The organism is Porphyromonas crevioricanis, from assembly GCF_900167225.1.
Classification (GTDB): domain Bacteria; phylum Bacteroidota; class Bacteroidia; order Bacteroidales; family Porphyromonadaceae; genus Porphyromonas; species Porphyromonas crevioricanis.
Genome location: NZ_FUXH01000004.1, coordinates 48,553 through 73,609, shown reverse-complemented (window position 1 = coordinate 73,609; position 25,057 = coordinate 48,553). Strand labels below are relative to the sequence as shown.

The 25,057-nt window shown below is 47.0% G+C and carries 21 protein-coding genes and 1 pseudogene; 6 read left to right on the top strand and 16 right to left on the bottom strand.

Annotation, left to right across the window (positions count from 1 at the left end):
- The first annotated feature begins 18 nt into the window (after positions 1-18).
- Positions 19-1,332, top strand: a complete 1,314-nt coding sequence (locus tag B5D48_RS03445; protein WP_023938692.1) for a pyridoxal phosphate-dependent aminotransferase — start codon at positions 19-21, stop codon at positions 1,330-1,332.
- A 124-nt stretch (positions 1,333-1,456) separates the two neighbouring features.
- Here the strand turns inward: B5D48_RS03445 and B5D48_RS03440 are convergent, their stop codons facing one another.
- The 16 genes and pseudogenes from B5D48_RS03440 to B5D48_RS03370 form a co-directional block, all read right to left on the bottom strand.
- On the bottom strand, positions 1,457-2,674 hold the full coding sequence (locus tag B5D48_RS03440) for a THUMP-like domain-containing protein (RefSeq protein WP_042120607.1): 1,218 nt from the start codon (positions 2,672-2,674) through the stop codon (positions 1,457-1,459).
- A gap of 4 nt (positions 2,675-2,678) precedes the next feature.
- Positions 2,679-3,206, bottom strand: a complete 528-nt coding sequence (locus B5D48_RS03435) for a gamma carbonic anhydrase family protein (protein ID WP_023938690.1) — start codon at positions 3,204-3,206, stop codon at positions 2,679-2,681.
- Between the two features lie 11 nt (positions 3,207-3,217).
- Positions 3,218-5,005, bottom strand: a complete 1,788-nt coding sequence (locus tag B5D48_RS03430; protein WP_023938689.1) for an aminopeptidase P family protein — start codon at positions 5,003-5,005, stop codon at positions 3,218-3,220.
- A gap of 48 nt (positions 5,006-5,053) precedes the next feature.
- Positions 5,054-6,607, bottom strand: a complete 1,554-nt coding sequence (locus B5D48_RS03425) for a DUF4301 family protein (RefSeq protein WP_023938688.1) — start codon at positions 6,605-6,607, stop codon at positions 5,054-5,056.
- 65 nt (positions 6,608-6,672) lie between these two features.
- Complete coding sequence (locus B5D48_RS03420) at positions 6,673-7,122, bottom strand: GatB/YqeY domain-containing protein (protein ID WP_023938687.1); 450 nt, start codon at positions 7,120-7,122, stop codon at positions 6,673-6,675.
- Between the two features lie 215 nt (positions 7,123-7,337).
- Entirely contained in the window at positions 7,338-8,141 is an 804-nt protein-coding gene (locus B5D48_RS03415) for an alpha/beta fold hydrolase (RefSeq protein WP_023938686.1), read from the bottom strand.
- 30 nt (positions 8,142-8,171) lie between these two features.
- Positions 8,172-8,885 (bottom strand): MgtC/SapB family protein, encoded by a 714-nt coding sequence (locus tag B5D48_RS03410; RefSeq protein WP_023938685.1) that lies wholly within the window; start codon positions 8,883-8,885, stop codon positions 8,172-8,174.
- Between the two features lie 20 nt (positions 8,886-8,905).
- Positions 8,906-9,817 (bottom strand): dihydroorotate dehydrogenase, encoded by a 912-nt coding sequence (locus tag B5D48_RS03405; protein ID WP_036888773.1) that lies wholly within the window; start codon positions 9,815-9,817, stop codon positions 8,906-8,908.
- Entirely contained in the window at positions 9,799-10,590 is a 792-nt protein-coding gene (locus B5D48_RS03400; RefSeq protein WP_023938682.1) for a dihydroorotate dehydrogenase electron transfer subunit, read from the bottom strand. The genes B5D48_RS03405 and B5D48_RS03400 overlap by 19 nt, the downstream gene beginning before the upstream one ends.
- 175 nt (positions 10,591-10,765) lie before the next feature.
- Entirely contained in the window at positions 10,766-11,293 is a 528-nt protein-coding gene (locus B5D48_RS03395; protein ID WP_036888772.1) for a helix-turn-helix domain-containing protein, read from the bottom strand.
- A gap of 1,007 nt (positions 11,294-12,300) precedes the next feature.
- On the bottom strand, positions 12,301-13,434 hold the full coding sequence (locus tag B5D48_RS03390; RefSeq protein ID WP_023938404.1) for a universal stress protein: 1,134 nt from the start codon (positions 13,432-13,434) through the stop codon (positions 12,301-12,303).
- A 200-nt stretch (positions 13,435-13,634) separates the two neighbouring features.
- Positions 13,635-13,913 carry a hypothetical protein gene (locus tag B5D48_RS03385; RefSeq protein WP_023938407.1) on the bottom strand — a complete coding sequence of 93 codons (279 nt, stop codon included), beginning with the start codon at positions 13,911-13,913 and terminating at the stop codon, positions 13,635-13,637.
- A gap of 663 nt (positions 13,914-14,576) precedes the next feature.
- A pseudogene (locus B5D48_RS03380) lies at positions 14,577-16,037 on the bottom strand (DNA topoisomerase); the annotation flags it as partial.
- Positions 16,038-16,103: 66 nt separating this feature from the next.
- Entirely contained in the window at positions 16,104-16,244 is a 141-nt protein-coding gene (locus tag B5D48_RS09185) for a hypothetical protein (protein WP_023938410.1), read from the bottom strand.
- Positions 16,245-16,445: 201 nt separating this feature from the next.
- Entirely contained in the window at positions 16,446-18,719 is a 2,274-nt protein-coding gene (locus B5D48_RS03375; protein WP_234985393.1) for a hybrid sensor histidine kinase/response regulator transcription factor, read from the bottom strand.
- 641 nt (positions 18,720-19,360) lie between these two features.
- Positions 19,361-20,737, bottom strand: a complete 1,377-nt coding sequence (locus B5D48_RS03370; RefSeq protein ID WP_234985392.1) for an ATP-binding protein — start codon at positions 20,735-20,737, stop codon at positions 19,361-19,363.
- A gap of 284 nt (positions 20,738-21,021) precedes the next feature.
- Between B5D48_RS03370 and B5D48_RS03360 the strand changes: the two genes are divergently transcribed.
- The 5 genes from B5D48_RS03360 to B5D48_RS09295 all read left to right on the top strand — a co-directional run bounded on the left by B5D48_RS03360 (position 21,022) and on the right by B5D48_RS09295 (position 25,042).
- Complete coding sequence (locus tag B5D48_RS03360; protein ID WP_023938416.1) at positions 21,022-21,234, top strand: hypothetical protein; 213 nt, start codon at positions 21,022-21,024, stop codon at positions 21,232-21,234.
- Between the two features lie 92 nt (positions 21,235-21,326).
- Entirely contained in the window at positions 21,327-22,322 is a 996-nt protein-coding gene (locus tag B5D48_RS03355) for an outer membrane protein (protein WP_052512536.1), read from the top strand.
- A 158-nt stretch (positions 22,323-22,480) separates the two neighbouring features.
- The gene (locus B5D48_RS03350) at positions 22,481-22,939 is read left to right on the top strand and encodes an HU family DNA-binding protein (protein WP_023938418.1); all 459 of its coding nucleotides are present in this window, start codon (positions 22,481-22,483) and stop codon (positions 22,937-22,939) included.
- A 532-nt stretch (positions 22,940-23,471) separates the two neighbouring features.
- On the top strand, positions 23,472-24,674 hold the full coding sequence (locus B5D48_RS03340) for a methyl-accepting chemotaxis protein (RefSeq protein ID WP_159445544.1): 1,203 nt from the start codon (positions 23,472-23,474) through the stop codon (positions 24,672-24,674).
- A 245-nt stretch (positions 24,675-24,919) separates the two neighbouring features.
- Positions 24,920-25,042, top strand: coding sequence for a hypothetical protein (locus tag B5D48_RS09295; protein ID WP_023938624.1), 123 nt, complete (start codon positions 24,920-24,922; stop codon positions 25,040-25,042).
- Positions 25,043-25,057: the final 15 nt, after the last annotated feature.

Here is a 25,057-nt window from a genome sequence, read left to right as displayed (position 1 = left end):
CAAACAATACAATACCCAATGAACTTACCAATTTCAGAAGAGCTCATCAAGGAGCAGATGGCCAAGTTGCATATTGAGAATGTAGCTATAGCTTCTATCCGTGATCTTGTAGCTTTGGTTAATGCCTTAGAAGAAGCTACTCAGACAAAATTCGTGCGCATGGAGATGGGAGTGCCAGGTCTACCTGCACCTAAAGTTGGCATTGAGAAGGAAATAGAAAAGTTGAGAGAAGGAGTAGCTGCTGTCTATCCCAATTTGAACGGACTACCCGAACTCAAACAAGAGGGAAGCCGATTTGCTAAACTATTTCTTGACATTGAAGTCGATGCTCGTTGCTGTGTACCTACTGTAGGTTCCATGATGGGAGGATTTTCCTCTTTTTTAGTTGCAAATAATACTTTCAAGAACAGAGAAAAGGGAACTCTCTTTATTGATCCCGGCTTTAATCTGAATAAACTGCAGTGTCGTATCTTGCAGCAGAAATTTGATAGCTTCGACCTATATAAATATCGAGGAGAGAAACTTAGAGGCAAGCTTCGCTCTTATCTGGAGACCGGCCAGTATTGCACGATATTTTATTCCAATCCCAACAATCCTACTTGGCAATGTCTCACAGAGGAAGAGTTACGTATTATAGGTGAATTGGCCACGGAGTTTGATTGTATTGTGGTTGAAGATTTGGCCTATTTTGGCATGGATTTTCGACAAGATTACTCTCGCCCTGGACAGCCTCCTTATCAACCTACAGTAGCGCATTACACGGATCACTATATCCTTACAGTATCCGGTTCTAAAGCATTCAGTTATGCGGGGCAGCGTATTGGATTGATGATCATGAGCAATAAACTTTTTGACAGACAATATCCCGATTTGCAACCCATATTCGGTCGTTTGCACTTTGGGGATGCAATGATTTCTTCTGCTCTTTATGCTATCTCTGCCGGTGTGACACACTCTGCACAGTGGGCTTTGGCTGCTATCTTGAAAGCGACCAACGATGGTACGTACAACTACCGAGATGCTACGATTGAATATGGTCTGAAAGCCAAAGAGATGAAGCAAATGTTTCTGAACAATGGCTTCCATATTGTATACGACAAGGATGGAGAAAGAGATATTGCCGATGGTTTCTATTTCACCGTCGCTTACGGCAATATGGATAGTGAAAAGCTCCTGTTTAAGATGATCCAATATGGGATTTGTGCTATTACGTTGCGAACTACCGGCAGTGATCGCATGGAAGCAATACGCATTTGTACTTCTTTAATACCGAAGGCGCAATTCCCCGATCTCGAAACACGACTTCAATTGTTACATCGTAGTGAATCATAAGCTGAGACAGCCTTGTGTCTTAATCCATGGGATAGCAAAGAGCCTCGGCAATGGAGAAACTCCATTGTCGAGGCTCTTTTTTGTCGATTAACCCCGCAGAAGAGCTGTTGTTAAGGAGGGGACACTATCCAATCGCTTCAATGAGTACGAGTGAACCATCAGAAAGGGTTGTTGCCACTAAATAAGGAGACTCTGCTTCCCGAATCTTCAGTTTTTTTCGGAGTTCGAGAGGAGAAAGAGGAAAATTTCGAGAAACCAAATTAGCCGCCGGTAGACTTTGAGTAAGGGCTTTGACTTCTTTGTGATGATAGGGAATAATGCGTGCTATTCGGAAACTCTTACCCGGAAAATCAGATACTGCCTTCTCCGAAGAATAGAGGTGGCTATTGGGATGCAGTTTGTAAACCTCATATTTCTGACAAAGAAACCTATAACAACCAGCCTTCATGATACCAGAGTGGGGGAGATATAGGTAAGAAAGCGGTTGATCTGCTATCAAAGCCCGACTTGTCTTTTCTTGCGCCAAACAAAAGGTAAAATGGAGTCCCGAAGAGACGTCCGACACTATGATAGGGATTTCTTCTGTTGGTAGAGAGACTCCCGGTTCAATGAGAGCAAGGAGTTCCTTTACTTCCCCTTTTTGAGCCACGATGTGCAACTGGCTGATGAAAGTCAATTTGTTTAACGTGTCAGACAAGTCGAGCATAGGGGAGAGCTTGGCTAACAATCGTATAGAGCCATCTTGAGGGAGATGCTGCAATAGCTCGGATACATTGGGCTTACAGTCTTCAATACTATACTGACGATGATATTGCTTACCCTTGTCTATTCCTTCTCGTCTGGCTGGATCTATATAGAAAAAAGTTACACCACTCTCTATCAGTTGGGGTATCATCTTTTCAGCATTTGCCTGTAGAAAGCGTCGTGGAGAGGATGAAAGTCGAGATAGATTATATCGAGCAGCTTGGATAAGCTCAGGTTGCAACTCCACGTAGTATGACGGTTGCTCAGAAACAGATTCAAGAGCCCAAAAATCAACACCCATCCCTCCCGTAAGGTCAGCTAATGTATCATCTAGGTTAATGAAACGTTTTTTATAATTCGCTACTTCTTCAGAGCTGCACTGCTCCAGGGCTAAGCGAGAAGGGATGTAGCATGACAGAGAGGCCCAAGATGGCAATTTGTGGGAGAACTTGCCTTGTAAGGCAAGTTGCAAGGCTACTCGTGCTCTCAACTTTGCCGGTACGTTGTTAGATCCAAGCAGAAGCCTCTCGGGGCTAATCTCTCGAGAGGCTTTTGTATATTCCATTATAAGGTTTATATGTTCGATATCTTCATCCATTCGATTAGTCATTTTGGGGTGAAGAGTACCAAGAGGCGTAGGTCGTGTAGTTGTGTGCAATACGAAGGTTGATCTCTGCTGCCTGTTCAGGATCTATATTTTTGACAAATTTGGCGGGTACTCCTGCGTATATGCTCCCTGGCTCTACATGAGTACCAGATAACACCACGGAACCGGCCGCAATGATAGCACCTTTTCCGATTACCGCATGATCTAAGACTACTGATCCCATACCGATAAGTGCATAATCCTCCACTGTGGCACCATGTACAACTACATTGTGTCCCAGAGAGACGTAATTCCCCAACACTGTTTGAGACTTCTCATAGAGCGTGTGTATTACTGCGCCGTCTTGTATATTCACATTGTTCCCAATGCGTATACTATTAACATCGCCACGTACCACTGCTCCAAACCAAACACTGCAATTGTCCCCCATGACCACATCCCCGATCACGGTGGCGTTTTCTGCCAAAAAGCAGTTATCCCCAAACTGAGGTTGAAAACCTCTGACTTCCTTTATTAAGGCCATTCTGTACGAATTTAGATTGCTTGAGTTTTTCCTTTTAACCAAAGGGCTTCCTCTGCACTTAGTAGGGGAGACAGAGTCTTATATACTCTTTCTTGATAAGCATTGTACCACTCAATCTCCTGTTCTGTGAGCATGCTCTTGTCGATCATATTATTGTCGAAATAACAAAGAGTGAGTGTCTCAAATCCGAAGAAACGACCAAAATCCGTTTCACAATTCAGCTTTGTCACAACAAGGTTTTCGATACGTATCCCCCATTGATCAGCCCTATAAATCCCCGGCTCATTACTGGTGATCATACCGACTTTGAGAGGGGTAGGGTTCACTTCCATACGGATGTTCTGTGGCCCTTCGTGTACATTCAGAAAGCAGCCAACTCCATGCCCTGTGCCATGACCATAGTGCAATCCTCTATCCCATAGTGGTTTGCGAGCTAATACATCTATCTGATTCCCTCTTGTGCCTTCGAGGTACTGTGCTGTAGCAATGGCGATATGCCCCTTCATGACAAGAGTATAGTCCTCCTGTAGCTGCTTAGACGGTTTGCCGTCAAGAGAGATGGTACGAGTAATGTCTGTTGTACCATCGAAATACTGACCTCCGCTGTCAAGTAGTAGTACTCCTTCCTTTTTCACTCTGTAGGCTGTTGGTTCTTCGGCTCGATAATGCACAATTGCTCCATGTCCTTGATATCCAGCAATTGTATCGAAGCTGTCACCGAAATATAGATCTTGTAAAGCCCGGAAAGCTGTGAGTTTCTCTCCAATCTCAACCTCGCTAGGAGTTAGCCCCTTGTCGAGAGTTTTTTCCAACCAGATAAAAAAGCGTGTCAAAGCCACTCCATCTCGCTTCATGGCATTGCGTACACCCTGCAATTCTATCTCATTCTTTACAGCTTTCATAAGTGTGATAGGGGAGACTGCTTCTATGATCCGGCAATGAGCAGGAATAGCCTTATAGAGGGCTTCGTTGATGCGACGACCGTCTATCAGTACTTTATGAGAATCGGACAGGGATGATACATAGTTGTAGATCTCTCCATAAGGTTTGAGAGTGATACCTTGTACCTCAAGTTCATTACGCAGATCTGAATCTATTTTTTCAGGAAGCACGAAAAGAATTGCAGTTTGCTCCGAAACAAATCCGTATGCTACACCTACGGGGTTGCATTCTACATCTTTCCCTCTGATGTTGAAGATCCAAGCCAACTCGTCAAGCATATTGATTATGTAGCAATTGGCCCCATGTTCAGACAAAGCTTTGCGACAGCGAGCAATCTTGCCTTTTGCCGTCTCTCCACTGTATTGGGTGAGCTGACCAAATAGTTTTCCTGTAGGAATAGCCGGGCGATCGGGCCACACTGTTTGGTCAAATAAATCTGTGGAACAATCGAAACGAATCCCGAATGCTTCCAACTTACTTTCCAAAGCTTGAGCTTCGGCATGAGGGTAGCAACGTCCGTCACAAGCAACCACATCTCCCGGCTGCAGCTCTGATGTTAAGAAGCTGTCTATCCCCGGTGTCTCGGGCAGACCCTCTTTGTAAAGTTTGATACCAGAGCCTCGCAATTGTTCTTCTGCCTGAAGAAAATAGCGCGAGTCTGTCCAAAGACCGGCCTTGTCTGGTGTGATGAGTACTGTTCCTGCCGAGCCCGAAAAGCCGGAAATCCAAAGACGAGCTTTCCAATGCTCAGGTGTATATTCGCTCAGGTGAGCATCGGAAGATGGGATAATATAAGCCTTGAAACCATTCTTATGCATGGCAGCTCTAAGCCTTTCTACGTGTTCCTTGATCTGCATATTTTCAGTATCTGTTTTGTTGTTTGTGTATTTAGCTGTTGATTGATCCTACTGATGGACAGGATCTAGTAGGTCATTTACTTCCTTGACAGGAGAGAAAGTAGTAAGAGGCACCTCTACAAAAAGAGTCAGCCAATGGTGCATACCTCCATTCCATAATCCCGGCAATTCTAATCCTAATAGAGGCTTGCCATTGTAGGTTTTCTCGGATACAAAGGCCGTTTTCGCATTTACAAACTCATTGAGGTCATAATGTCCACCCTCCGGACGCAGTTTGGAACAAACCAAGTCTACAGGGTTGAAGAAACTGCCCTCACGGAATAGGGCCAGCTGATCTTCTCGAGAAGTATCTATCTGCGAACTTTCCAGTATTTGCAAAGATGAAGATCCATCCGGCTCTCGAATAATGAAAGGCCCTCCGCCCGGTTCTCCCTCATTCTTGACCATACCACAGACCCTGAGAGGTCTATCCAGTTTACTCAAGAGGGCTGCCTGAAGTCTATTGTCATCTATCTTGTCTACATCTGGAAGGCAAATAGCAAAGTTCTCTCGTAGGAAAGAATATATCTCATTCAACTCGTTGCGACTCGTTTTTGCCTGCTTTAGTTTACCTACATAAGCAAATACCTGTCTACGAAGAGCTACCAATATCCCCCCAAGCAGCTTTTTGTATACGATAGTATCACAAAGCTGCTCTTCGGGAACTACATTGTCAATGTTCTTTATGAAAACGATGTCTGCATCGAGGTCATTGAGATTCTGTATCAAAGCTCCATGTCCACCAGGGCGAAATAGCATTTCACCCTCAGGCAAACGGAATATCTCCCCTTGTGGAGTAAGAGCTATAGTATCTGTAGATGATTTTTGTTCGCTGAGGCTAATGTCGTATCGAACACAGTAGTAATCTTCGTATTCGATTTTCTTTTTCTCTATCAATGCCATGAAAGCCTCGCGATGCTCAGTCGAGACGGTGAAGTGCAACTTTACCAGTCCATCGTTTGGCCTTGTGTAGATGGCAGCTTCCACCATATGCTCCTCCACTGCAGTGCGCGGATGTTTAAGTCCTTTGTGAAAAAGCAGCAGCCCTTTGGGGAGATTGCCATAGTTGATACCGTCTTTTTGTAGCAAATTTTTTACTACAAGTTTGAAATCCTCTTGAGAAACGAGCTTCTGTATAGGCCTCCAATTGTTTCGTAGACAAGCCTCATTAAGCAAACCATAGAAAGCAAAGTCTTGTATCCGTTCGAAAAAGAGTTGTTCCGATTCCGTTTGAGGGATATCATATGGAGCTTCAAGGAAAGCATACAGATCTTTGAACATACGTGTGGCTGCTCCCGAAGCAGGCACCATTTTAGTCACATTGGCTTCGAGACTTTGCATATAGTCTTCCCATAAATCCAGATAAGCGGACTTCTCCGATAGATCTATACGTACAATGCCTCTATCCAGAGATGCTGAAGTGATGATTTCAGGATAGGGGGTTCCCTCGCTGATCATACGCACCTGCTCCAGAGCTTTATCCGGAGTAATACCTCGTGCCTCCATTTGCATAAGGTCTTGAGGGCTAAAAAGATCGGCTTGTAATTCTTCCTTATATTCCATACATACTATACCGGACGAAGAACAGTTGTCGTTCCACTTAATTTATGGGGGATGGGCACTGATATTTACGACAGTAATCGCTTTACAATGCCTGCAATGACGGCTCCTTCGGCTTTCCCTTCAAGTTTTTTTTGAGCGGCTCCGATTACCTTGCCCATCATTTTTATATCAGAAACCCCTAATTCAGCAATAAGTTCTCTAATAATTGGCTCAACCCGTTCTTCACTAAGCATTGCCGGTAAGAAAGAGGCGATTACTTCGGCCTCTGCTAATTCGACTTCCGCCAATTCGGGACGATTGTTCTGCTTGTATATCTCGGCCGATTCCATCCGTTGTTTATGCAATTTTCGCAAGATTTTCAGGGCTTGTTCATCGTGTAGTGTGCCATCCGAACCTTTGGCTGTGACAGCTTCCATGAATTCCTTCTTTATGCTTCGCAATGCTTCCAAACGCACCTTCTCGCGTGCCAGCATAGCTGTTTTGATCTCACCATTGATGTCCTCAAATAAGCTCATATTATACTGTACTTTTTTACGTGTGTTCTGTTTGTATTTATCCACTACCAAAGTTAATAATTACCAGACAATCCGATTTAGAATATACTATACGTATTATTAGGTAATCATAGTTATGTTTAATAATGAAGCTTGAATAAAGCCTCTCCGCTATTGTGTAAGCTAACTCTTCTCTTCTCTTCTGAACTCTTAATTAGATATTTTATTCATTCGGGTCACATGGGATTTATGCTAAAACAAGGAAGTTGCCATGCGGGTTTGTATATCAGAAAATCACTTGCTACCTCACAGAACTGCTCGGGATGCATCATCACCAGTTCTCCGTGTTCCATATCAGGAATTTCTCTCGTATGTATGCCATTCACATATTTCGAAACCCATTGAAGATCTCTCTTTCGAGAGTCTTTTTCTCGAGAACCGTACCAAAATAGAATCTCTGTTGCCAATGCTGGCATAGTTATGGGCATCTTGTAGTTGTTAGCCGAGTCAAAAATATTCCAAATGGTCCTTCGAGATAATCCCCTGAGAAAAGAAAACATATCTTGGTATCTCTCTTTACCATTATCCCCAGCCGGAGTCCAGCGATTGGGGCTGACAAATCGTTTGAAAATTCTGATAAGTTGGATCATTAGATAATCCCTGAGAAGGATAAGACGTGTAATCCAACGTGGGAAATTATAAGGAGTAATTCCCCCATCAATGATAGCCTTGTGGATCGTGATGCGATGTTCTGCCAGCATACGCAAAGCCATTGCTCCACCTATACTCAATCCATACACTCCCCAAAGTTCTCCATAGCCATGTTTTAGCAAATAGTCCGTTGTATCACTCACTGTCTTCTCTACAGAAACGAAATCTTTCTTTTCCGTCGGATCATGCCCCTCAATAGCCGGAACAATGATATGCAGGTGTTTTGCCAACAATTTGATGGAGGGCATATAATCCGTCCAACAAGTACAAGATCCCTGAAAGAACAGTAGCCTCTTGGAGTTCTCTCTTCCAAATTCATAGACTTTCATAGCCTGCTAATACCCAAGATTTGTCTTCGCTTAAGAGTAAATCTTCATGCTGATCAGATTGGGGAGTTGGCACAGCTCATTGGAGAGCTCTGTTTCGTTGTTTAGAGAGGAAATACGGACACTCAAAGAAATAGCAAAACTCATGTTTTGTAAATCGTGTTCTGTGCTGAAGTTTATGATTTTCACATTGTGTTTGGCCATAATTTGGGTCACTGTTTCCATCCCCCCCAATTGGCTACAAAACTGCAACTCAATCAACTTGTTGTATCCTCCGATGCGTCTGGATATTTCCAAACGATCCATCATGGACAATACGGCAATAACAAGAGCGGTGACAACTACCGATGGGACATACAACCCAGCCCCAATAGCCAACCCGATCACTGCGGAGACCCAGATGCCAGCAGCTGTAGTAAGCCCTTGTATACTCGCCTTCGTGCGCATAATGGCTCCAGCTCCCAGGAAACCGACACCGGTAAGTACCTGTGCCGCAATGCGTGCCGGGTCTCCTGGATTGCTACTACTCAGATGTGTGGACAAAGGAGTCCAGATAGAAATAAGCATTGCCAACGTGGAGCCCAGACATATCAACGTAAACGTTCGGAAACCAGCTGAGTGATATTTTGCTTCGCGCTCCAAACCAATTGCCCCTCCCAAAAGAAGGCTGAGCAATATACGGACCCCAGCTTCAAACAAAGACGGATGAGAGTATTCAAACAAGGAGGAAAGAGAAAAGTCCGGCATATATCAAAGTCTCCGTTTTATTAGCAAATCAAGCCTCCGATCAGCTCATTTACATCACTTATACCCTCGGATTCGAGGTAATTGTTCAATTCCTGTACCAGACGTCCTGACACGGTTGGATCCACAAAGTTGTAATATCCGACTTGTATGGCAGTGGCTCCAGCTAAAAGAAAAGCTACGACATCCTCGATACAGGATATTCCTCCCATCCCTATCACGGGGACCGACACAGCTTGTGCAACCTGCCATACCATACGCAGGGCCACGGGTTTGATGGCCGGGCCGGATAATCCTCCAGTAATGGTACTGAGGATAGGCTTTCTACTTCGCACGTCAATAGCCATTCCAAGCAAGGTATTGATCAGAGATACAGCATCGGCTCCAGCAGCTTCCACGGCTCGGGCTATAGCACATATATCTGAGACATTTGGGGAGAGTTTCACAATCAAAGTTTTAGGATAAGAAGCCCTCACCGCAGCCACTACCTCTGCTGCAGAGGGGGGACAAACTCCAAAGGCCATCCCTCCTTCCTTGACATTAGGGCAGGATATATTTAACTCTATTGCATGTATCCTGTCGAGTTGAGCCACCTTTCTGGCTGTCTCTGCATAATCTTCTATGCGAGATCCACTTACATTTACTATAAACTCTGTATTGTAAGCCTCAAGAGTTGGATATATGTGCTCGGCAAAGTAGTCTACCCCTTTATTTTGCAATCCGACAGCATTCAACATTCCAGAAGCTGTCTCAGCCATGCGAGGATAAGGGTTTCCTTCTCTATGGTGAAGGGTTGTCCCTTTCACAACTATTCCTCCCAAAGAAGAAATATCCATCAGGTCTGAAAATTCCGTCCCATAGCCAAAAGTACCGGAAGCGGTCATTATAGGGTTTTTTAGCTTTAGACCACCTATGTTTACTGCTGTTTGAGCCATGTTAGTTCCTCCAATTTGAATACGGGTCCTTCTGTACACACACATCGATTGCCGGTAACGGTCTGTTCCACACAACAGAGGCAGGCACCTAAGCCACAAGCCATCATATTTTCCAGAGAGAATTCCACACAAGCATCTCCTCCAGCCACTTTATGAGCTACGGACTTCATCATCGGTTTAGGGCCACATACATATACATGAGAGTGCTTTTGCTGCCAAATCTCGTGGTCTGTGACAAAGCCTTTTTTTCCAAGAGTGCCATCATCCGTACACAAATAGAGTTGGGAAAACTCGGAAAAGCGATCTGCAATACCCTTCAGATACGCAGCATTTTTTGCACCTAAAAGGACTTTCGGTTTTTCACCGGAATGGCGGTAAATACTTCTGGCTAAGTATAACATGGGAGCTATACCGACCCCTCCTCCCACCAGAAGAGGAGAAGCCTTAGAAGAAGATGGGAGTGAGAAGCCTTTCCCCAATGGAAAAAGAATATCAAGGCTGTCTCCACTCTTCACTTGAGTGATAAGTCGTGTTCCTTCTCCTACTGCATCTACAAGTAACAGCAGGTGGTTTTTCTGCTCGTCTATATCACAAATGGATATTGGACGACGCAGCATGAACTTGCGGCCGGGTACGGATATTTCCACGAATTGTCCTGGCTCGACATCTCTTAGTGGTATCTCTGCCGGGCAAGCCAACTCAATCAGATGGTAAGTGCCTCCGGGTTGGCTTATGCCTACAACCGGCATGAGTTGTTGGTATTTCTGAAACATTGTAATATAATATGGGCTATGTTGTCCGATACAAAGATAAAGGTATCCTTGCAAGCACCATGGATAAGTCTATGCTGTTTATGGCGGAGCATTTGTAACAATTGTCCTCATTAGATTTCAGACTTGGTTATATACAGCAGGCAATACTCCCCGTGTCTTCAGTTTCTCCCTTCGCTTATTGGCCTGTTTCACCCATATCAGAAGGCATAAAGGTTTGATAACTGCTATCTGTATAGAATACGATGATCTTTTCTATGGCCTTGGTTGGCTGTTGTATCACGATAGTCGGAGGGGAAGTTGTTTCCGATTGAGTGGCTACTGCATCTTTTTCTCGTTTTTTCTCAACCCCTGATGGCTGCGATTTTTGAAACAAGTCAGTAGAATGGTCAGGATTTCTCGATTCTTGACGCATTCCCTGATCTAGCTCCTCTGTTGAAAAGAGAGACTGTTCTTCGTGAGCCAAATGTTGCATGGGGCCTGTACCGAATAATAGCCAAGCATGAGACCAATCAGGAAATGTCCGGATAATCTTATTCAAGACTTCCAACGTCACATTGGACTTCCCATTGAGAATATTCGACACAGTAGCTCTCGGAAGTTCGCAACTGTCAGCGAAAGCAGAAGACTTCATTTCCAATACATTTAGCATGTACTGGATACGATCTCTTATTTGAACGGCATCCAAGCCTATTTCTTCTGACATTATGTCTACAATTTTGAGTTTGTTCTTATGAATACAAATATATAAAGACAAATCACATCCCAAAGAGTATATTTATAAATCCACCCCCTGTTATAATTTAGATATATGCATTCCCACACTGGTTTACATCTCTATATTGAGGCAACAAACACCTCACATACATGTATATATCAATCATATTGATATATATAATCATCTGATAATAAGACTATTAAGCATTATATTTATATGGTTTTAGGAATATATGTTACTAACAGTACTCTACAAAGCCAATACTTGTGCTGTAAAACTTCTAATCATATAGTATAAGAGTTTGGCTAACAAGTATATATGCAATACTCATAGTGATGAATAAAAGAAGTATATATGCATGGTATATAATCCCGAAAAATGATCGAAAGACTATTTTGTAATTATAAATAACCATAGAAACTCTCACTGAAATACTTCTCCCCTACCCTCCTCTATTATTTTTTATATATATAAATCGCATGATAAAGGATTACATTTTATACTTGTAGATTTACTTCTCTATATACAGTCAAATTGTCATTCTATTTAGAAGCGTGATTTTAGAAAGAGAGACGATCTCTTTTTGATGGCAATCATCAAAATGCCCTCCTTGCGTTTTTGGCATAAGATGTCACACGAATTGCCTTTTTTCTTAATCATGGAGAGTTTAGGAGACTAAAATAGACGACTATTTATTTGAATATCAAGTAGATATATAGATAAAGTAAACCATATCATAAGTGCTCAAAACAGAGATTTGGGAAATTTCTGAAGAGAACTTTGCGAAATGTGAGATATTTGCGAGAAGTCCGGATATAAAAGGAGGAAACCAAACGAGGCTCACTATCAATAAACATCTCCGATCTGTGTATAAGTAAAAGGGCTGCGCCAAATTTTAATTTGGACACAGCCCTCTTATGGTGGAGCCCGGAATGTGTAGCTCTCTTAGTTGGGTTGTTTAAGCCTCATTTGCAAGGCTTTTCCTATTATGCTTATCAACTGCGCTTGCCGTGCATAACGAGCAAAGGAGTACCAGCATGGAAAAGCATACGTCTGGCCATGCTGGGATTGAAGAATTGTGAGAAGAAATTCCTGCGATAGGTATTAACCACAATCATATCTATATCCTCCATTCGGATAAATTTCTCCAATGCCAGAGAGAAATCTCCCGGATCCAAAGGATTATAACTGATATCGATGTTTGGATAATAATGTTTGTAATATTCCTGTATCGCTTTAAGCTGAACCTCATTCCATTCCGGCGTAGAAGTAGAGATATTAAATAAGCGAATAGACGCGTTGATATGTGATCCCAAAAGCTCCATGAAAGAGTCGAAAAGAACCATATCTCTCTGGTCGAAGCTGGTAGCTACTGCCACACGATCGGCCTTTTTTAGGTCATTAAATGGAACTTCTTCGGGGATAACCAGCACAGGTACCCGGCTTGAGTCTATTACTTCAGCGGCCACACTGCCTATCAGGTCGGAGTCTTTGCGAGATTTCCCTCTTGTCCCCATTATAATGATTACCGGCGGATGACGACGGCTATAACTTAGTATCACATCTTCCGGCGTGCCGTTGCGTATAATAGAGGTGAATTTTACTTCAGGCAATTCCCCCGCTGCAACTCGTTCCCGTAGCTCTTTCTTCAGTTTGCTTATCTGTCTGTTAGCCTTAGCCAGTTCCTTGGAAAGATTGGTTTCGACAGGTACCTGAAACATTGCGGCATCCCCTATTGAGAAGAATGCAGAGCCAATGGGGGTGAAGTGAACATGGAATAGGACCACATTTAGTCCTTTTCTATGTGCAAAATTGAACCCTAACTCACATATCTTCATGCTATATTCGCTGAAGTCTACAGGAATCAATACATAGTCACTGGGATGAGATGGTTTCTCTTCGGGAACATCTTTTTCTTCTTGGTCCCATTTGTTGTCTTCTATGATACGCAGAGCCTTGGGCAAGTCAGTCTCTTTGATACGTACCCGCACTCCGGCCGAAACGACCGGTTGTATCTGGTTTACATTGTGCAACTGAGTCTCAATTCCTTCGCTCTCTAATAGTGTTTTTAGGATCTGTGCCTTTTCATATGTATGAATGGCTATGGTAACTAATTTGCTTTCAGACATAACGTACTGCTTTGTGTTGGTTGTGTTCAATCATAAACGCAGGACTACAAGGGGAAACAGCCCGACAAGTCCGGCAACTCATATAGCTCAAGAGAGACGCTCTCTCGACGTATCAAGAGACGAAAAACAATCAAAAGGGGAGACCTTCTACCCCACTCTTTAACAGATATGCAAGATCTCCCCTCTCTTTCATGGTATCATTAGGACTCAGATGCCATTTCTTCCTCGAGGGGCTTTTCCCCAAGAATAGCCTTAGCCTTATTGAGTATGGTGGGGTCGTCAATCTCAACCAGACCGCCATCGGGGCCGGGTTCTATATGTATACCGCAACTCCGACCTTCTTCGTAGTTGGCACCGCCAAAGTAATTCCTCACTGTATCCGGGCGAAGATCAAGCTCCTCGGCGATGCGTGTCATGGCGCCGTCAGGCAGACTATCTTTTATTCTTCGCAATTCGTTGAAAGAAATGGTGATTGACATAGTGTTGTTGTTATTAGTGGTTGGACATTATTGATTATTCATTTCACCGCTAATTTATATTTTCCCTGACAAAAAAGCAAACCCGAAAGCTTCTGTTTTCGAGATCGTTGCGCAGGCTCCCAAGACGCTTGTTTCAGTAGCCCTTTGTCAAGCTTTATGGAATGCAATAATTACGACATGGCGTTGACACTAATTTATATATAACAAGCGATCACTTTGACTAAGGAGCTAATTCCACTCTTCTGTAATTTAAATTTCATATCGCATTATAACTAAAGCAATACGATTTTAGAAAAGCTGTCTTCCACCTAATGGTGATGCCATTTGACTGGGAAATAGCCAAACAAAAAGAACTTTTAGGTCTCCAAAAGCTCTTCTCAAAAGGCCCTATTCATCGGCATTCTGAGGGGGTCAAAATTCTCTCCTGTGAAAACAAAAATTCTCTCCTGTGTTAGCAAAAATTCTCTCAGGAGAGAATTTTTGCTCTCTCCCCAGTTATTGTACAAGAGTTGGGGAGGCATGGCAAATGAGATCTCTTTTTCCAACATCGTAGGAGTTGTTTTCGGAAAAACTTGGCACTTCTATTTATAAAAAAAAGTATATTCGCAAAAGGGTATAGAAAGGATCTACCAAATACTTTCTTTCTATAAATTTGACAATCTGCAGCGGTTTTGGCTTAGTCGTCCCTTGTGCCAACGAACAGGCGCAGAGCGGGAGTTGCTCGCCTTCCTCCCATTCGGGGATGATGATGCCTTCCCCATTTTCTCGACTTTCTCGTTCTTCAGCTTCTAACTGCTCCTTATCTTTTTTCCTGCTGTTTTTGAGGATGGCACGCCAACCCTCTTCCTTGATGATTTCTCCTTTGAGCGTGAACTTTACACCTTCGCACAAGGCGGTTACGGTGGTAACGTCTTTCTCACACCGAGCGGAGAAGGCTTCCAGCATACGCCCTACAATCATATTATAGATGACCGCTTCCTCTCCAAATACATCTATCGGCTTTTTGCCTGTAATGAGCAGGGCATGGTGGTCGGTCTCTTTCTTCCCGTTTACCGATCGGGCATTGAGGACGGAAAGGTTACGGGCATGGATACCCCATACGGGATGGTCATGCAGGAATGCGATCAATGCGGGGATTTCCTCCAAGACATCCTCCGAGATATAACGACTTCCGGTACGCGGATAAGTGATGTATCCCTTTTCATAAAGTTTTTGTGCCAGTGTAAGGATTTGCTCTGCCGGATAACGGTGTCGGCTATTGGCTTCCTTCTGCAAGGTGGTCAGGTCGTACAAAAGAGGTGGTTCCTGCTTCGCTTCCTTGCGGACAATCGTCTCTATCGTGATTTGAGAGGCTGCTTTGAGTTTCTCATACAAGGCGGTGGCTTCTTCCTTGTTGAAGTAGCGTTCGGGCGATGAGAAACGGAAGCTCTCATCGCCGTCCTTTACAGAAAGGCTCAGTTGCCAAAACGGTTGTGGCGTAAACTTCTTATGTTCCCAGAAGCGTGAGCAGACCATGCAGAGTGTCGGAGTCTGCACCCTGCCTAACGAGTAAGTGCCATAACCTGCCGCTATGGAAACGGCTTGAGTGGCATTGATACCCACGAGCCAGTCGGCTTCGCTGCGTGCTCGAGCGGCATAATAAAGATTGTCGTACTCGGCTCCGCTTTTGAGCTGGACAAGTCCTTCCCGAATGGCTTTGTCTGTGAGCGAACTGATCCAGAGTCGCTCAAAAGGCTTGGCGATGCCGAGATACTCGTAGATGAACCTGAATATTAACTCACCCTCACGTCCTGCGTCGGTGGCTACGATGATGCTCTCTGCCGCTTTGAAGAGTTTTTCAATGACTTTGAGCTGGGCAAGGGCACTCGGGTCTGCCTTGTAGCCTTTACCGCTCTTGACTTGACGGGGAATAAGGGTAAAGACGGGAGGCAGGATGGGAAGATTTTCACGATGGAAACCTTTGAAACCGTAGGCTTCGGGCATGGGCACCGTTATCTGGTGTCCTAATGCCCATGTGACGGTGTAGTTACTGCCTTCTATATAGCCCTCTTTTCTGTTCGTTGCCCGAACGACGCGGGCAATCTCACGGGCTACGCTCGGTTTTTCTGCTATGATGACTTTCATACGATTTTACTTTTGGATGTTAGTGGTGGCGGATTACATTTTCATTCCCTTGGAACGCTTCTGTTCCTACTTCTCTTCTTTCTGCTCGGCGGTGGGCGGTAGAGTCTTCAGTCCGCCTTTCTCGTCCGTCCCTGCGACGGCTTTGAGAGTTTTGTCCTTCTGATCCTCGACTAAAAGGACTTCTTGGTCTTTGATTTTTTCGTCCATATTACAATGTATTTAATGACACCAACAGCGGTGCATGGGAAAAGGTAAATCAAAGAAACCGTGCATGTTAGCAGTTGGGAATAACTGCGTACTTGTGGCATTGATATGGTGGGAAGTGGCTCTTCCATATACAACGAATGGGATATACCGCAAAGATATATCCCATCGTCATGCCCATTAACCCAAAAGGGACTTGTGTATTCAGCTCCCCTCTTGTCTGTACTGTGAGGGAGAGATGTTGTAGAGTTTCTTGAAAGCGTGGTAGAACACCGAGTAGCTCTCGAAGCCGCAAGAGTCTGCCACCACTTCTATCGTCCATTCGGGTTGGGAGACGAGTAGCTGCTTGGCACGCTCCATACGGGTATGCTGTATGAAGGAAGCAGGGGAGTCGCCCGTCAGAGCTGTTAGCTTGCGGCGGAGTTGGCGTTCGCTCAGGCAAAGTTTATCGGCAAGCAATGTGGTGTTCAGCTCACGTTGTTCCATCAGCATATAGATGGCATTCACCGTCTTAGAGAGGAACCTGCGGTCAGTATCGTTCATGACTACCTCAGTTTCCTTGCCCTCTGTCACGGCTTTGGTATATTTCTCTCGCAACAGGCGACGCTGCTCGAGGAGTTTCTCCACACGCACTCGTAGCTCATCGTGGTTGAACGGTTTGGCAAGATAGGCATCCGCCCCCGCTTCAAAGCCTTTCACACGGTCTTCCTCGCTTACCTTTGCCGTTACGATGATTACGGGAATATGGCTCAGTATTTCATTGCCACGCACTGCTCGGCACACTTCCAAGCCGTCCATACCGGGCATCATCAGGTCGGTGATGATCAGGTCGGGCACCAATTCCATGGCTTTTTCCAATCCCTGCGTGCCGTCAGCAGCGTACGCCACGGCGTAGCCATCTGTTAGTTGTGAGCCGATATACGCAGCCACGTCGATATTATCTTCGATGATCAAAATACGGCAGTCGGCATCCGAGTTGGTACTATCATCGGGTATCTGTAAGGCTTCGGGGATCAGGGGGGGGTTGCCCATCATACTGGTATCTTCCAAGAGGCGTTTCTTACTTTCGTGGCGTATAGGTACGGCAATGTGGAAAGTTGTTCCCTTGCCCACGGTACTCTCCACGCTTATCGTACCCTCTACGTTGTCGATGATCTGCTTCACGAGCGCCAATCCCACGCCTGTGCCGACGTTGCCTGCATCCTGCTCCGACTGGTAAAACGGCTTGAAGATATGCGGAATAGAACTCTCGGCTATTCCTCTGCCCGTGTCACTCACGTCAATACGCAGTTGCTCGTGATGTTGCCACAACGAAACTCTTATCTTGCCATACTCCGGCGTGAATTTGAGGGCATTGGAAAGCAGGTTATTCAGCACCTTGGTCACATAGTCGGGCACGAAGTCCATCTCCACCTTGTCCTTACCGATGAACTGGAGCTTCACGCCTCGGCTCTCGGCATAGTCTTGATAACTATCTACCAGCATTTCGATGTAGGTCGTGATGTTGCCGGCATACCAATCGGGGGCACCCACAGACGACTTGATTTTGGAAATGTCCAAGAGTTGATTGATAAGCGTCAGCAGACTATTGCCCTGACGCTTGATAACCTCTGCCTTTTCCCGTGTCGTCGGTCGTGCCTTTTCATCGTCGACAAGCTCACGGCTCAGTCCCAAGATGACGGTGAGCGGTGTGCGGAACTCATGGGTGATGTTGGTGAAGAACGTCTCGCGCATCATACTCATTTGCTTTAGTGCATGATGGCTGCGTGCACGGAGACGTTGTATGTAGAACAACGCTGTTATTCCGCCACCCGACAGGAGCAGTAGCAAGACGAAAGCACCAATCCCCCAATGCCGTATCGTTCGTTCACTTTCCAATTTATAATTTACCTCCGCCATTTGTTGTTGCTGCCGTCTTCGCTCTATGGCGAGGCTGGTGCTCTGCATGCGGTTGATTTTTTCCATATCCACCACGCTGTCTTGCAAAGCCGTCGCACGCTCATAGCATACCAAGGCTTGCGAGAGATTGCCCGAATGTTTGTGGTGCTTATAATATAAGGTGTAGATTTCCGCCTGATGCTCCACCGACTTGATGCGCTCCGCCACTGTCTTGGCTCTGTCCAGATAGGCGAGAGTCTGCCTGTCGTTGCCCGAGGCACAGTGTATGCCCGCCAGTGCGATGAGCGAGTTCAGTGCGTGCCACTCGTCTTGGGATGCCTCCATCAGCTTGTAAGCGGCTTCATACTCTGCGATCGACTTGTCGTAGTCCTTCGCTTTCTCATACAGCGAGCCAAAGTAGGTGTGGCAAAGCGATATGCCCAACGTATTGTTTGCCTTTTGGTTGAGTTCCATAGAGCGACGATAATAGACCCATGCCGAGTCTGTCTGCCCCCGATGCTCAAAGATGGAGCCGAGGTTAGCATAGTTGATCGCCATGCCCACGGCACTGTTCAGCTCCTGCTCGCCTGCCAGAGCCATGTGCAGGGCACTGTCGGCACGGTTGTAATTGCCGATGGTCATATAGATGTTGCCCAATCCGTTGAGCGACATCACACGGTTCTTCTTTGCGGTGAAGGTGGTGTCCGAGTATTCTTCGCTCAGTTTCCACGCCCTATAGTGATACTCCTGAGCTACGTCCAGTACGCCCAGTCGGCGGTAGTCCGTACCAATGTTGTTGAGTGCCTGCACCCATTCGAGGGTATCTCGTGCGGCTTCTGCCTGCTTCAATTCCTCGCTGTGGACATAGAGAGCCTCGTCGAAAAGGCTTTTGTTGCGTAGAGCCTTGCCCTGTTCTCGCAGGGCAACGATGCTCATAAGCGTTTTCCCCTCCTTCTCCCACTGCTTCTGAAGCACGGCGAGCGAGTCGCTGTTCTTTATCGACTTTACAATGCTGTCTGCCTCGTGCCGCTCTTCAGCCGTAAAAGAAACTGGCTCTCTCCCGCACGAAACAAGCAGAAAACCAACCGATACAAACGTCGTTATAACGCTTAAAATCAGCCGATAGCGTTTACCTCCCCCCATAAATGTTAAAAGGCTCGTGGTGAGGCTGTAAAGAGGTTTTAAGACCATGTTTGTGGTGTTGCACAAGTATGATTTTTTGTGATTGTTCATAGGTGTGTTTATTGTCGGGTCAGCCATTCTGCGGCAGGAACCATACGGATGCAATGTCCGTTCTTCTCCACTTCACGGTCTTCGTCGAAGTTGATGAGCAGCAGGTTTTCGCAATGGAATTTCGTGGCGGCTTTCAGCAGAGCGTTGATCTCACGGTTCAAGGTCTTCTCCGCACTGATGTCATAGGACACCTGCACCAACTGTTCCACCTTTCCTCCCTTGGCGATGACAAAATCCACTTCCCATTGGTTGTCACGGTAATAGAACACGTCAGCATACTCGGGGCGGTAGCGACGGAGCAGTTCCACATAGACCACATTCTCTAATCGCCAACCCATATTCTCGGTGGAGAAAGTGCCGCTGCGTTCCGATACAAAAGCCACATCTACCACATACACTTTCTCGTTGCGTACCCGCTCCCGACTCTTATAAGAGAACTTGGGAACACCCAGCAGCAGGAATGCCTCCTTCAGATGGGAATAGTAGTTCTCTATGGTGTGGTTCGACACACCAAAAAGTTTGGCAAGGTCTGTTGCCACGAACTCCTGGCAGAAATTGTCGGCAAGGTAGGTTGCCATTCGCCGAAGCACCTCCACGTGCCTCAGACGGAACCGCCGTGCGATGTCGTTCTTGATGATCGAATTGAGCAGTGCCTCAATGTACCCCCTTTTGTTCTGCTCGTTCATCAGTTCGGGAAAGCCGCCGTCCATCAGGTATTCATGCAGGGCTTTCTTGCGCAGGGCTTTGGCTTTGGTGGAGAGGGAGCGAAGTTCCACGCCACGCATCGTGGCATATTCGGTAAACGAGAACGGATAGAGTTCCACCTTGTTGTGTCGTCCTGTCAGGTGGGTGGTCAGTTCGCTGCTCAGCAGTTTGGAGTTGGAACCCGTGACAAACAGGTGCACTTTCTGGCGAAGCAGGCGGTTGACAAACAACTGCCAGCCCTTGATGTTCTGCACCTCGTCAAGGAAAAGATACTTGAAATCACCATATATCTGATACAAGGCATCAAGCACACGGTCGAAATCGTCGGTCTCCATTCCTGTCAGTCGGTCGTCATCGAAGTTGGCATAGGCAAATTCCACCCCCTGCTGCCGTATGAACTTCTCGCACAGGGTGGATTTTCCGCTTCGGCGCACGCCTATCACAATCTGGGCAAGGTTGCTCGACGGCGACAGCTGCCTCTCCTCCATTCTGCTGCACAACAGCGACGGGTCGTGCGACAGCAGTTCTTCCTTTTGGTCGGAAAAGATGGTGGTCAATCTTCTTGCATCCATAAATCCATATTTTAATCTGCTTGCAAAGGTAACAAAAAGCTCCATAATCCATAATACAACGCCAATAAAACTTCCATAAGAAATCAAATATTCATTTCGTAAGTTCATTTCCGCACTGCATGCAAAGCAATCACAGAAAGAAAAGCGAAAGAAAATACTGACGAAAAACACTCGAAACTCTCCCAAAGTCCTCAAAACTATTTTTCGGACTATCTGCGAGCTTTTTCGGCATTTTTCGCTGATATTCAATGGAATGCGATTTCTCGATGTCCGAAATATGCAGGTGGGGTACTTGAAGAATGTCCGATTTCTGCAGGTTTTTGTCCGAAATCAACATATCCCTTTGGCAGATGCGGGGGTAGCTTTGCAGAAAAGAAAACAGACGTTTTGAAATGGCACGAAAAAAAGATACTTCAAACCGTCGCATCTCCCCCGACGAGATTGCTCGTATTACAAGCGACCGCTTAGAACTCTTGGATGTGATCCGCGATATGGTACGCATCGAAGTGGACAAGCAGCTAAAGGGCAACCTCGCCAGAGAAAAGCTACCCGATACGCTCGGGGGCGACAGCGACCCTCCGAAATCCGATACACGAAAAGACTAATACAATCACCTAGTATTCATTAAACAAAAGTAATTATGAACAGAAGCGAACATCAGTCATCGTCACTGCCTCTCTTAGGCAGGATGACCCGAATGGGGCTGACGGCTCTGCTCTCCTGCACGATTGCCGTCGTTGCCCACGGGCAGACCTCGGAGTCATCGGGAGGCACGCCGACACAGCCCGACTTCAATCGACAAGCCCGCACCCATACTTGGAGCATCTATGCCGAGGGTGGCACGTCGTGGGCATCGGGCGTGTGGTATCAGAACCTTGATGCCAAACGTAGTTACAGTCTGTCGCCTGCCGTGGGCGGCGGCATCGACTACCACATCGTGCCGTGGGTGCGTGTTGGTGCGGAGTATCTCTACTCACGCTACCGTCGCGAGCAGAGGTTCTCTACCATCGACCCGAAGCAAATGCCCGTCAAGACCTATGGCAACTATGTGGTGAACTACCACAAAGTACGCCTCGGTGCTGACTTCAACATCATGGAGCTATGGAGCAGCCGAAAGGCGCAATGGCTCAACATCTATGCCGGCACGGGCGTGGGCTACCTCTTTGCCAAAGGCAACGAGTATGGCATCTACTTCAACAACACCATCTCGCAGGGTGGCACTACGTCGCCACTTACTCCCGATGCCACCATCAGCAACGAGTCGAGCCTCACGCTCACGGGCAACGTGCGTACCACCAATACGCACACCGACTTCCGCAATTTCTACATCCCTGCATCGCTCCACATTGAGGCGAACCTCTCGCCACGCATTGCCGTAGGCATAAAGGGAGAAATGGACTGGCTCATCGCCCGCAAGGAGATGGCACCGAAGAACCTCATCTTCGCCCTCGCCACCATGCGATACAGCTTCGCCCCCAGCCGTGCCAAGGCATTGGCGGCACGCTATGATGGTGAAATTGCCACCCTCAACGACCAGTTGAACGCCCTGCGACAGCAAGCCGAGAACGACCGACAGCGTGCCGACCGTGCCGAGAGCAAGCAGCAGGAACTCTCCAAGCGTCTCAGCGAGTGCGAGCAGAGCAAGCCCGTCGTGCTGAAGGGACGCCGAGTAATCATTACCGTAGAAGAATAGAGTTTATTAACCCATCTCAAGATGCTCGAAAGGCAACGGAAGCAACGCACCGACGGAACGTCAATCAATGCTCCAATAGAACGTCCATCGACGTTCCAATAGGATGTCACTCGATGTTTCGACAGCACATTCGGGCAGAGATAAAACAACAAAAGACTATGATTCTATACAGCGTCAAGAAAGTCGTCGTAAACATTGGCAAGCACAAGGGCAAGACCATGTACTATGCCGCCCCTGCGACACAAGACAAGATTACCTCCCGTCAGGTGGAGGATCGCATCATCAATGCCACCGCCCTCTCGCGTGCCGACGTGCGTGCCGCCATCACGGCACTGGCAGAGGTCGTGCGTGAGGAGATGTTTGCCGGTCGTGCCGTCGACCTTGCCGACCTCGGTTCGTTCAAGGTCGTCTCCACGGGAAAGCGTATGGAAACCGAAAAGGAGGTTACCGCCGACACGTTGAAGACACCCCGCATACAGTTCTTCCCCCGACACGAGATGCGCGACCAAGCCAAGGCGGTGCAGCGTATGGTGACACGTCCCGACGGCATCTCTACCCAAAGCGGTACACCCACTCCGACGCCTACGCCCCCGGACGAAAGTTCCATAGGAGCATGACTTTGCTATTTTCCAAACAACTAAGTAACAATAATGATTAAAACAATAGAGATTATGAAACGAATAAAATCTATCCTGTTTGCCATCACCATGCTGTTGGCAGCACCCACGTTCCTCACCTCATGTCAGGAAGACGCACCCGAGATCAACTACACGATGAACGTGACAGTGAACAACGACTTCACCAAGGTGGTGGAAGCCATCAACAATGGTACAATGAAGATGGAAGAGGCTATTGCCAAGCTCTCCTCATCCATTGACCAGATGAAAGCCACGCAAGCCGAGAAATTGCAGATGCTCATCGAAGTAATCACCAATCAGAGCAATGCGCTTGCGGCTAAGCTCGCTGCCATAGAGGCAGCTATCAAGGCACAGACGCTCTCACTCGAAAGCAAGTTGCTACTCTTGGGGACAGCGGTGAACAACAACACCATCAAGCTCGACGAGATGACCACCAAATTAGCACAGGCCATCGACAACTGCGGCAAACACCCTCTCACTCGAAAGCAAGTTGCAACTCTTGGAGACAGCGGTGAACAACAACACCATCAAGCTCGACGAGATGACCACCAAATTAGCACAGGCCATCGACAACATGAGCGGAGCGCTCTCCGAGAAGCTCGAAGCTATCCGCGGCATCATCGAGAGCACATCTGCTACCACCGCCCAGAAGCTCGCTGCCATCGAGGCTGCCATCAAGGCACAGGCCCTCTCCATGGAAAGCAAAATGCAGCTGCTCGAAGATGCTATCAAGGCACTGCCCGACTACTCCGCGCAGCTTGAAGCCATCAAGACGGCCATTGCCAACCTGCCCGACTATGGCGACAAACTCTCTGCCATCAAGGCGGCCATCAATGCTATGCCGAACTATAGCGACAAGTTCGACGCCGTAGTCGCCGCCCTCAATGCCATGAAGACGCAGATTGAAGCACTCGGCGACGCACAGGCAGGCATCGCCACACAGATTGCCAACGTAACCACCGCCATCAACAACCTCATCGCCTCTGTGAACTCCGGCAACACCTCGGCAGCCGCAGCCCTCGCACAAATCATCGCCAAGCTCGACGAACTCAAAGCAGCCATCGGAAGTGGCGGCAGCGGCGGTGGAGGAGGCGAAGGTGGAGGAGGCGAAGGTGGAGGAGGCACCACTCCTTCAACGATGGAATATGTCGACCTCGGCCTGCCAAGCGGTCTCAAATGGGCGAGGTGCAACCTCGGCGCATCAAAGCCGGGCGATAACGGCGACTACTACGCATGGGGCGAGACAGAGCCCAAGACTGACTACGTATGGGCAACCTACAAGTGGGGTACGGAGGATAACTTGAATAAATACAACAAAACCGACCGAAAAACCGTCCTCGACCCCGAGGACGATGCCGCCACCGCCGCGCTCGGCGCACCCTGGCGCATGCCGACCGCAGGTGAAATCCTAGAACTGGTAAACCCAGACAACTGCACCTGGACTTGGATCAAGAGGGACGATGTGAACGGCTACGGCGTGAACGGCTACAAGGTGGTATCGAAGAAGAACGGCAACAGCATCTTCCTGCCGGCCGCCGGCAACCGCAATGGTTACGATCTCGACGGTGCCGGCAGGTGGGGCGGCTGTTGGTCGAGTTCGCTCGTCGGGCCCGGCAGCGACTACGCCCGCAGCCTCCACTTCGGTTCGGGCCAGCACGACTGGAGCAACAGCCGCCGCTGCTACGGGTGGGCGGTGCGGCCCGTCCGCCCATAGGATTTGCCTTGCCCCACGGGCATGACACGATAAAATAAACCTCTCCTCCTGTCCTTGAAAGTGGCGGGAGGGGAGTTACCTAAAAAAATTACTGATGATCTCCGTGTGAGCAAGGCTCTCTGATGAAACCTTCACATCATGATCAACGCGGCAATCGCCGGACCATGACCGAAAATTGCACATTCAATCTCCGCAAATCGCCTTGCTGTTTTGCGGAGATTTTTTAATTCAAACTCGTTGTGAACATGAAAAGATTAGTAAACCTGCCTTGGACAGGCATCATCACTTCCGACCGTGCCACGGCGGAAGAACGAAAAGAGGCTTTGGGCAACTTAAACGAGACAAGAGTGTACAAAACGATGATATGAAAACAGGGGTGATCT

Excerpts from the sequence above, each read along its gene's own strand:
- B5D48_RS03370 (WP_234985392.1), bottom strand. The coding sequence starts at position 20,737 with ATGAACTTACGAAATGAATATTTGATTTCTTATGGAAGTTTTATTGGC.
- B5D48_RS03355 (WP_052512536.1), top strand. The coding sequence starts at position 21,327 with ATGGGGCTGACGGCTCTGCTCTCCTGCACGATTGCCGTCGTTGCCCAC.
- B5D48_RS03410 (WP_023938685.1), bottom strand. The coding sequence starts at position 8,885 with ATGCCGGACTTTTCTCTTTCCTCCTTGTTTGAATACTCTCATCCGTCT.
- B5D48_RS03415 (WP_023938686.1), bottom strand. The coding sequence starts at position 8,141 with ATGAAAGTCTATGAATTTGGAAGAGAGAACTCCAAGAGGCTACTGTTC.
- B5D48_RS03430 (WP_023938689.1), bottom strand. The coding sequence starts at position 5,005 with ATGCAGATCAAGGAACACGTAGAAAGGCTTAGAGCTGCCATGCATAAG.
- B5D48_RS03420 (WP_023938687.1), bottom strand. The coding sequence starts at position 7,122 with ATGAGCTTATTTGAGGACATCAATGGTGAGATCAAAACAGCTATGCTG.
- B5D48_RS03445 (WP_023938692.1), top strand. The coding sequence starts at position 19 with ATGAACTTACCAATTTCAGAAGAGCTCATCAAGGAGCAGATGGCCAAG.
- B5D48_RS03390 (WP_023938404.1), bottom strand. The coding sequence starts at position 13,434 with ATGTCTGAAAGCAAATTAGTTACCATAGCCATTCATACATATGAAAAG.
- B5D48_RS03350 (WP_023938418.1), top strand. The coding sequence starts at position 22,481 with ATGATTCTATACAGCGTCAAGAAAGTCGTCGTAAACATTGGCAAGCAC.
- B5D48_RS03405 (WP_036888773.1), bottom strand. The coding sequence starts at position 9,817 with ATGGCTCAAACAGCAGTAAACATAGGTGGTCTAAAGCTAAAAAACCCT.
- B5D48_RS03440 (WP_042120607.1), bottom strand. The coding sequence starts at position 2,674 with ATGGATGAAGATATCGAACATATAAACCTTATAATGGAATATACAAAA.
- B5D48_RS03425 (WP_023938688.1), bottom strand. The coding sequence starts at position 6,607 with ATGGAATATAAGGAAGAATTACAAGCCGATCTTTTTAGCCCTCAAGAC.
- B5D48_RS03400 (WP_023938682.1), bottom strand. The coding sequence starts at position 10,590 with ATGTTTCAGAAATACCAACAACTCATGCCGGTTGTAGGCATAAGCCAA.
- B5D48_RS03395 (WP_036888772.1), bottom strand. The coding sequence starts at position 11,293 with ATGTCAGAAGAAATAGGCTTGGATGCCGTTCAAATAAGAGATCGTATC.
- B5D48_RS03435 (WP_023938690.1), bottom strand. The coding sequence starts at position 3,206 with ATGGCCTTAATAAAGGAAGTCAGAGGTTTTCAACCTCAGTTTGGGGAT.
- B5D48_RS09185 (WP_023938410.1), bottom strand. The coding sequence starts at position 16,244 with ATGGACGAAAAAATCAAAGACCAAGAAGTCCTTTTAGTCGAGGATCAG.
- B5D48_RS03385 (WP_023938407.1), bottom strand. The coding sequence starts at position 13,913 with ATGTCAATCACCATTTCTTTCAACGAATTGCGAAGAATAAAAGATAGT.
- B5D48_RS03360 (WP_023938416.1), top strand. The coding sequence starts at position 21,022 with ATGGCACGAAAAAAAGATACTTCAAACCGTCGCATCTCCCCCGACGAG.
- B5D48_RS03375 (WP_234985393.1), bottom strand. The coding sequence starts at position 18,719 with ATGGCTCTGGCAGGCGAGCAGGAGCTGAACAGTGCCGTGGGCATGGCG.
- B5D48_RS09295 (WP_023938624.1), top strand. The coding sequence starts at position 24,920 with ATGAAAAGATTAGTAAACCTGCCTTGGACAGGCATCATCACTTCCGAC.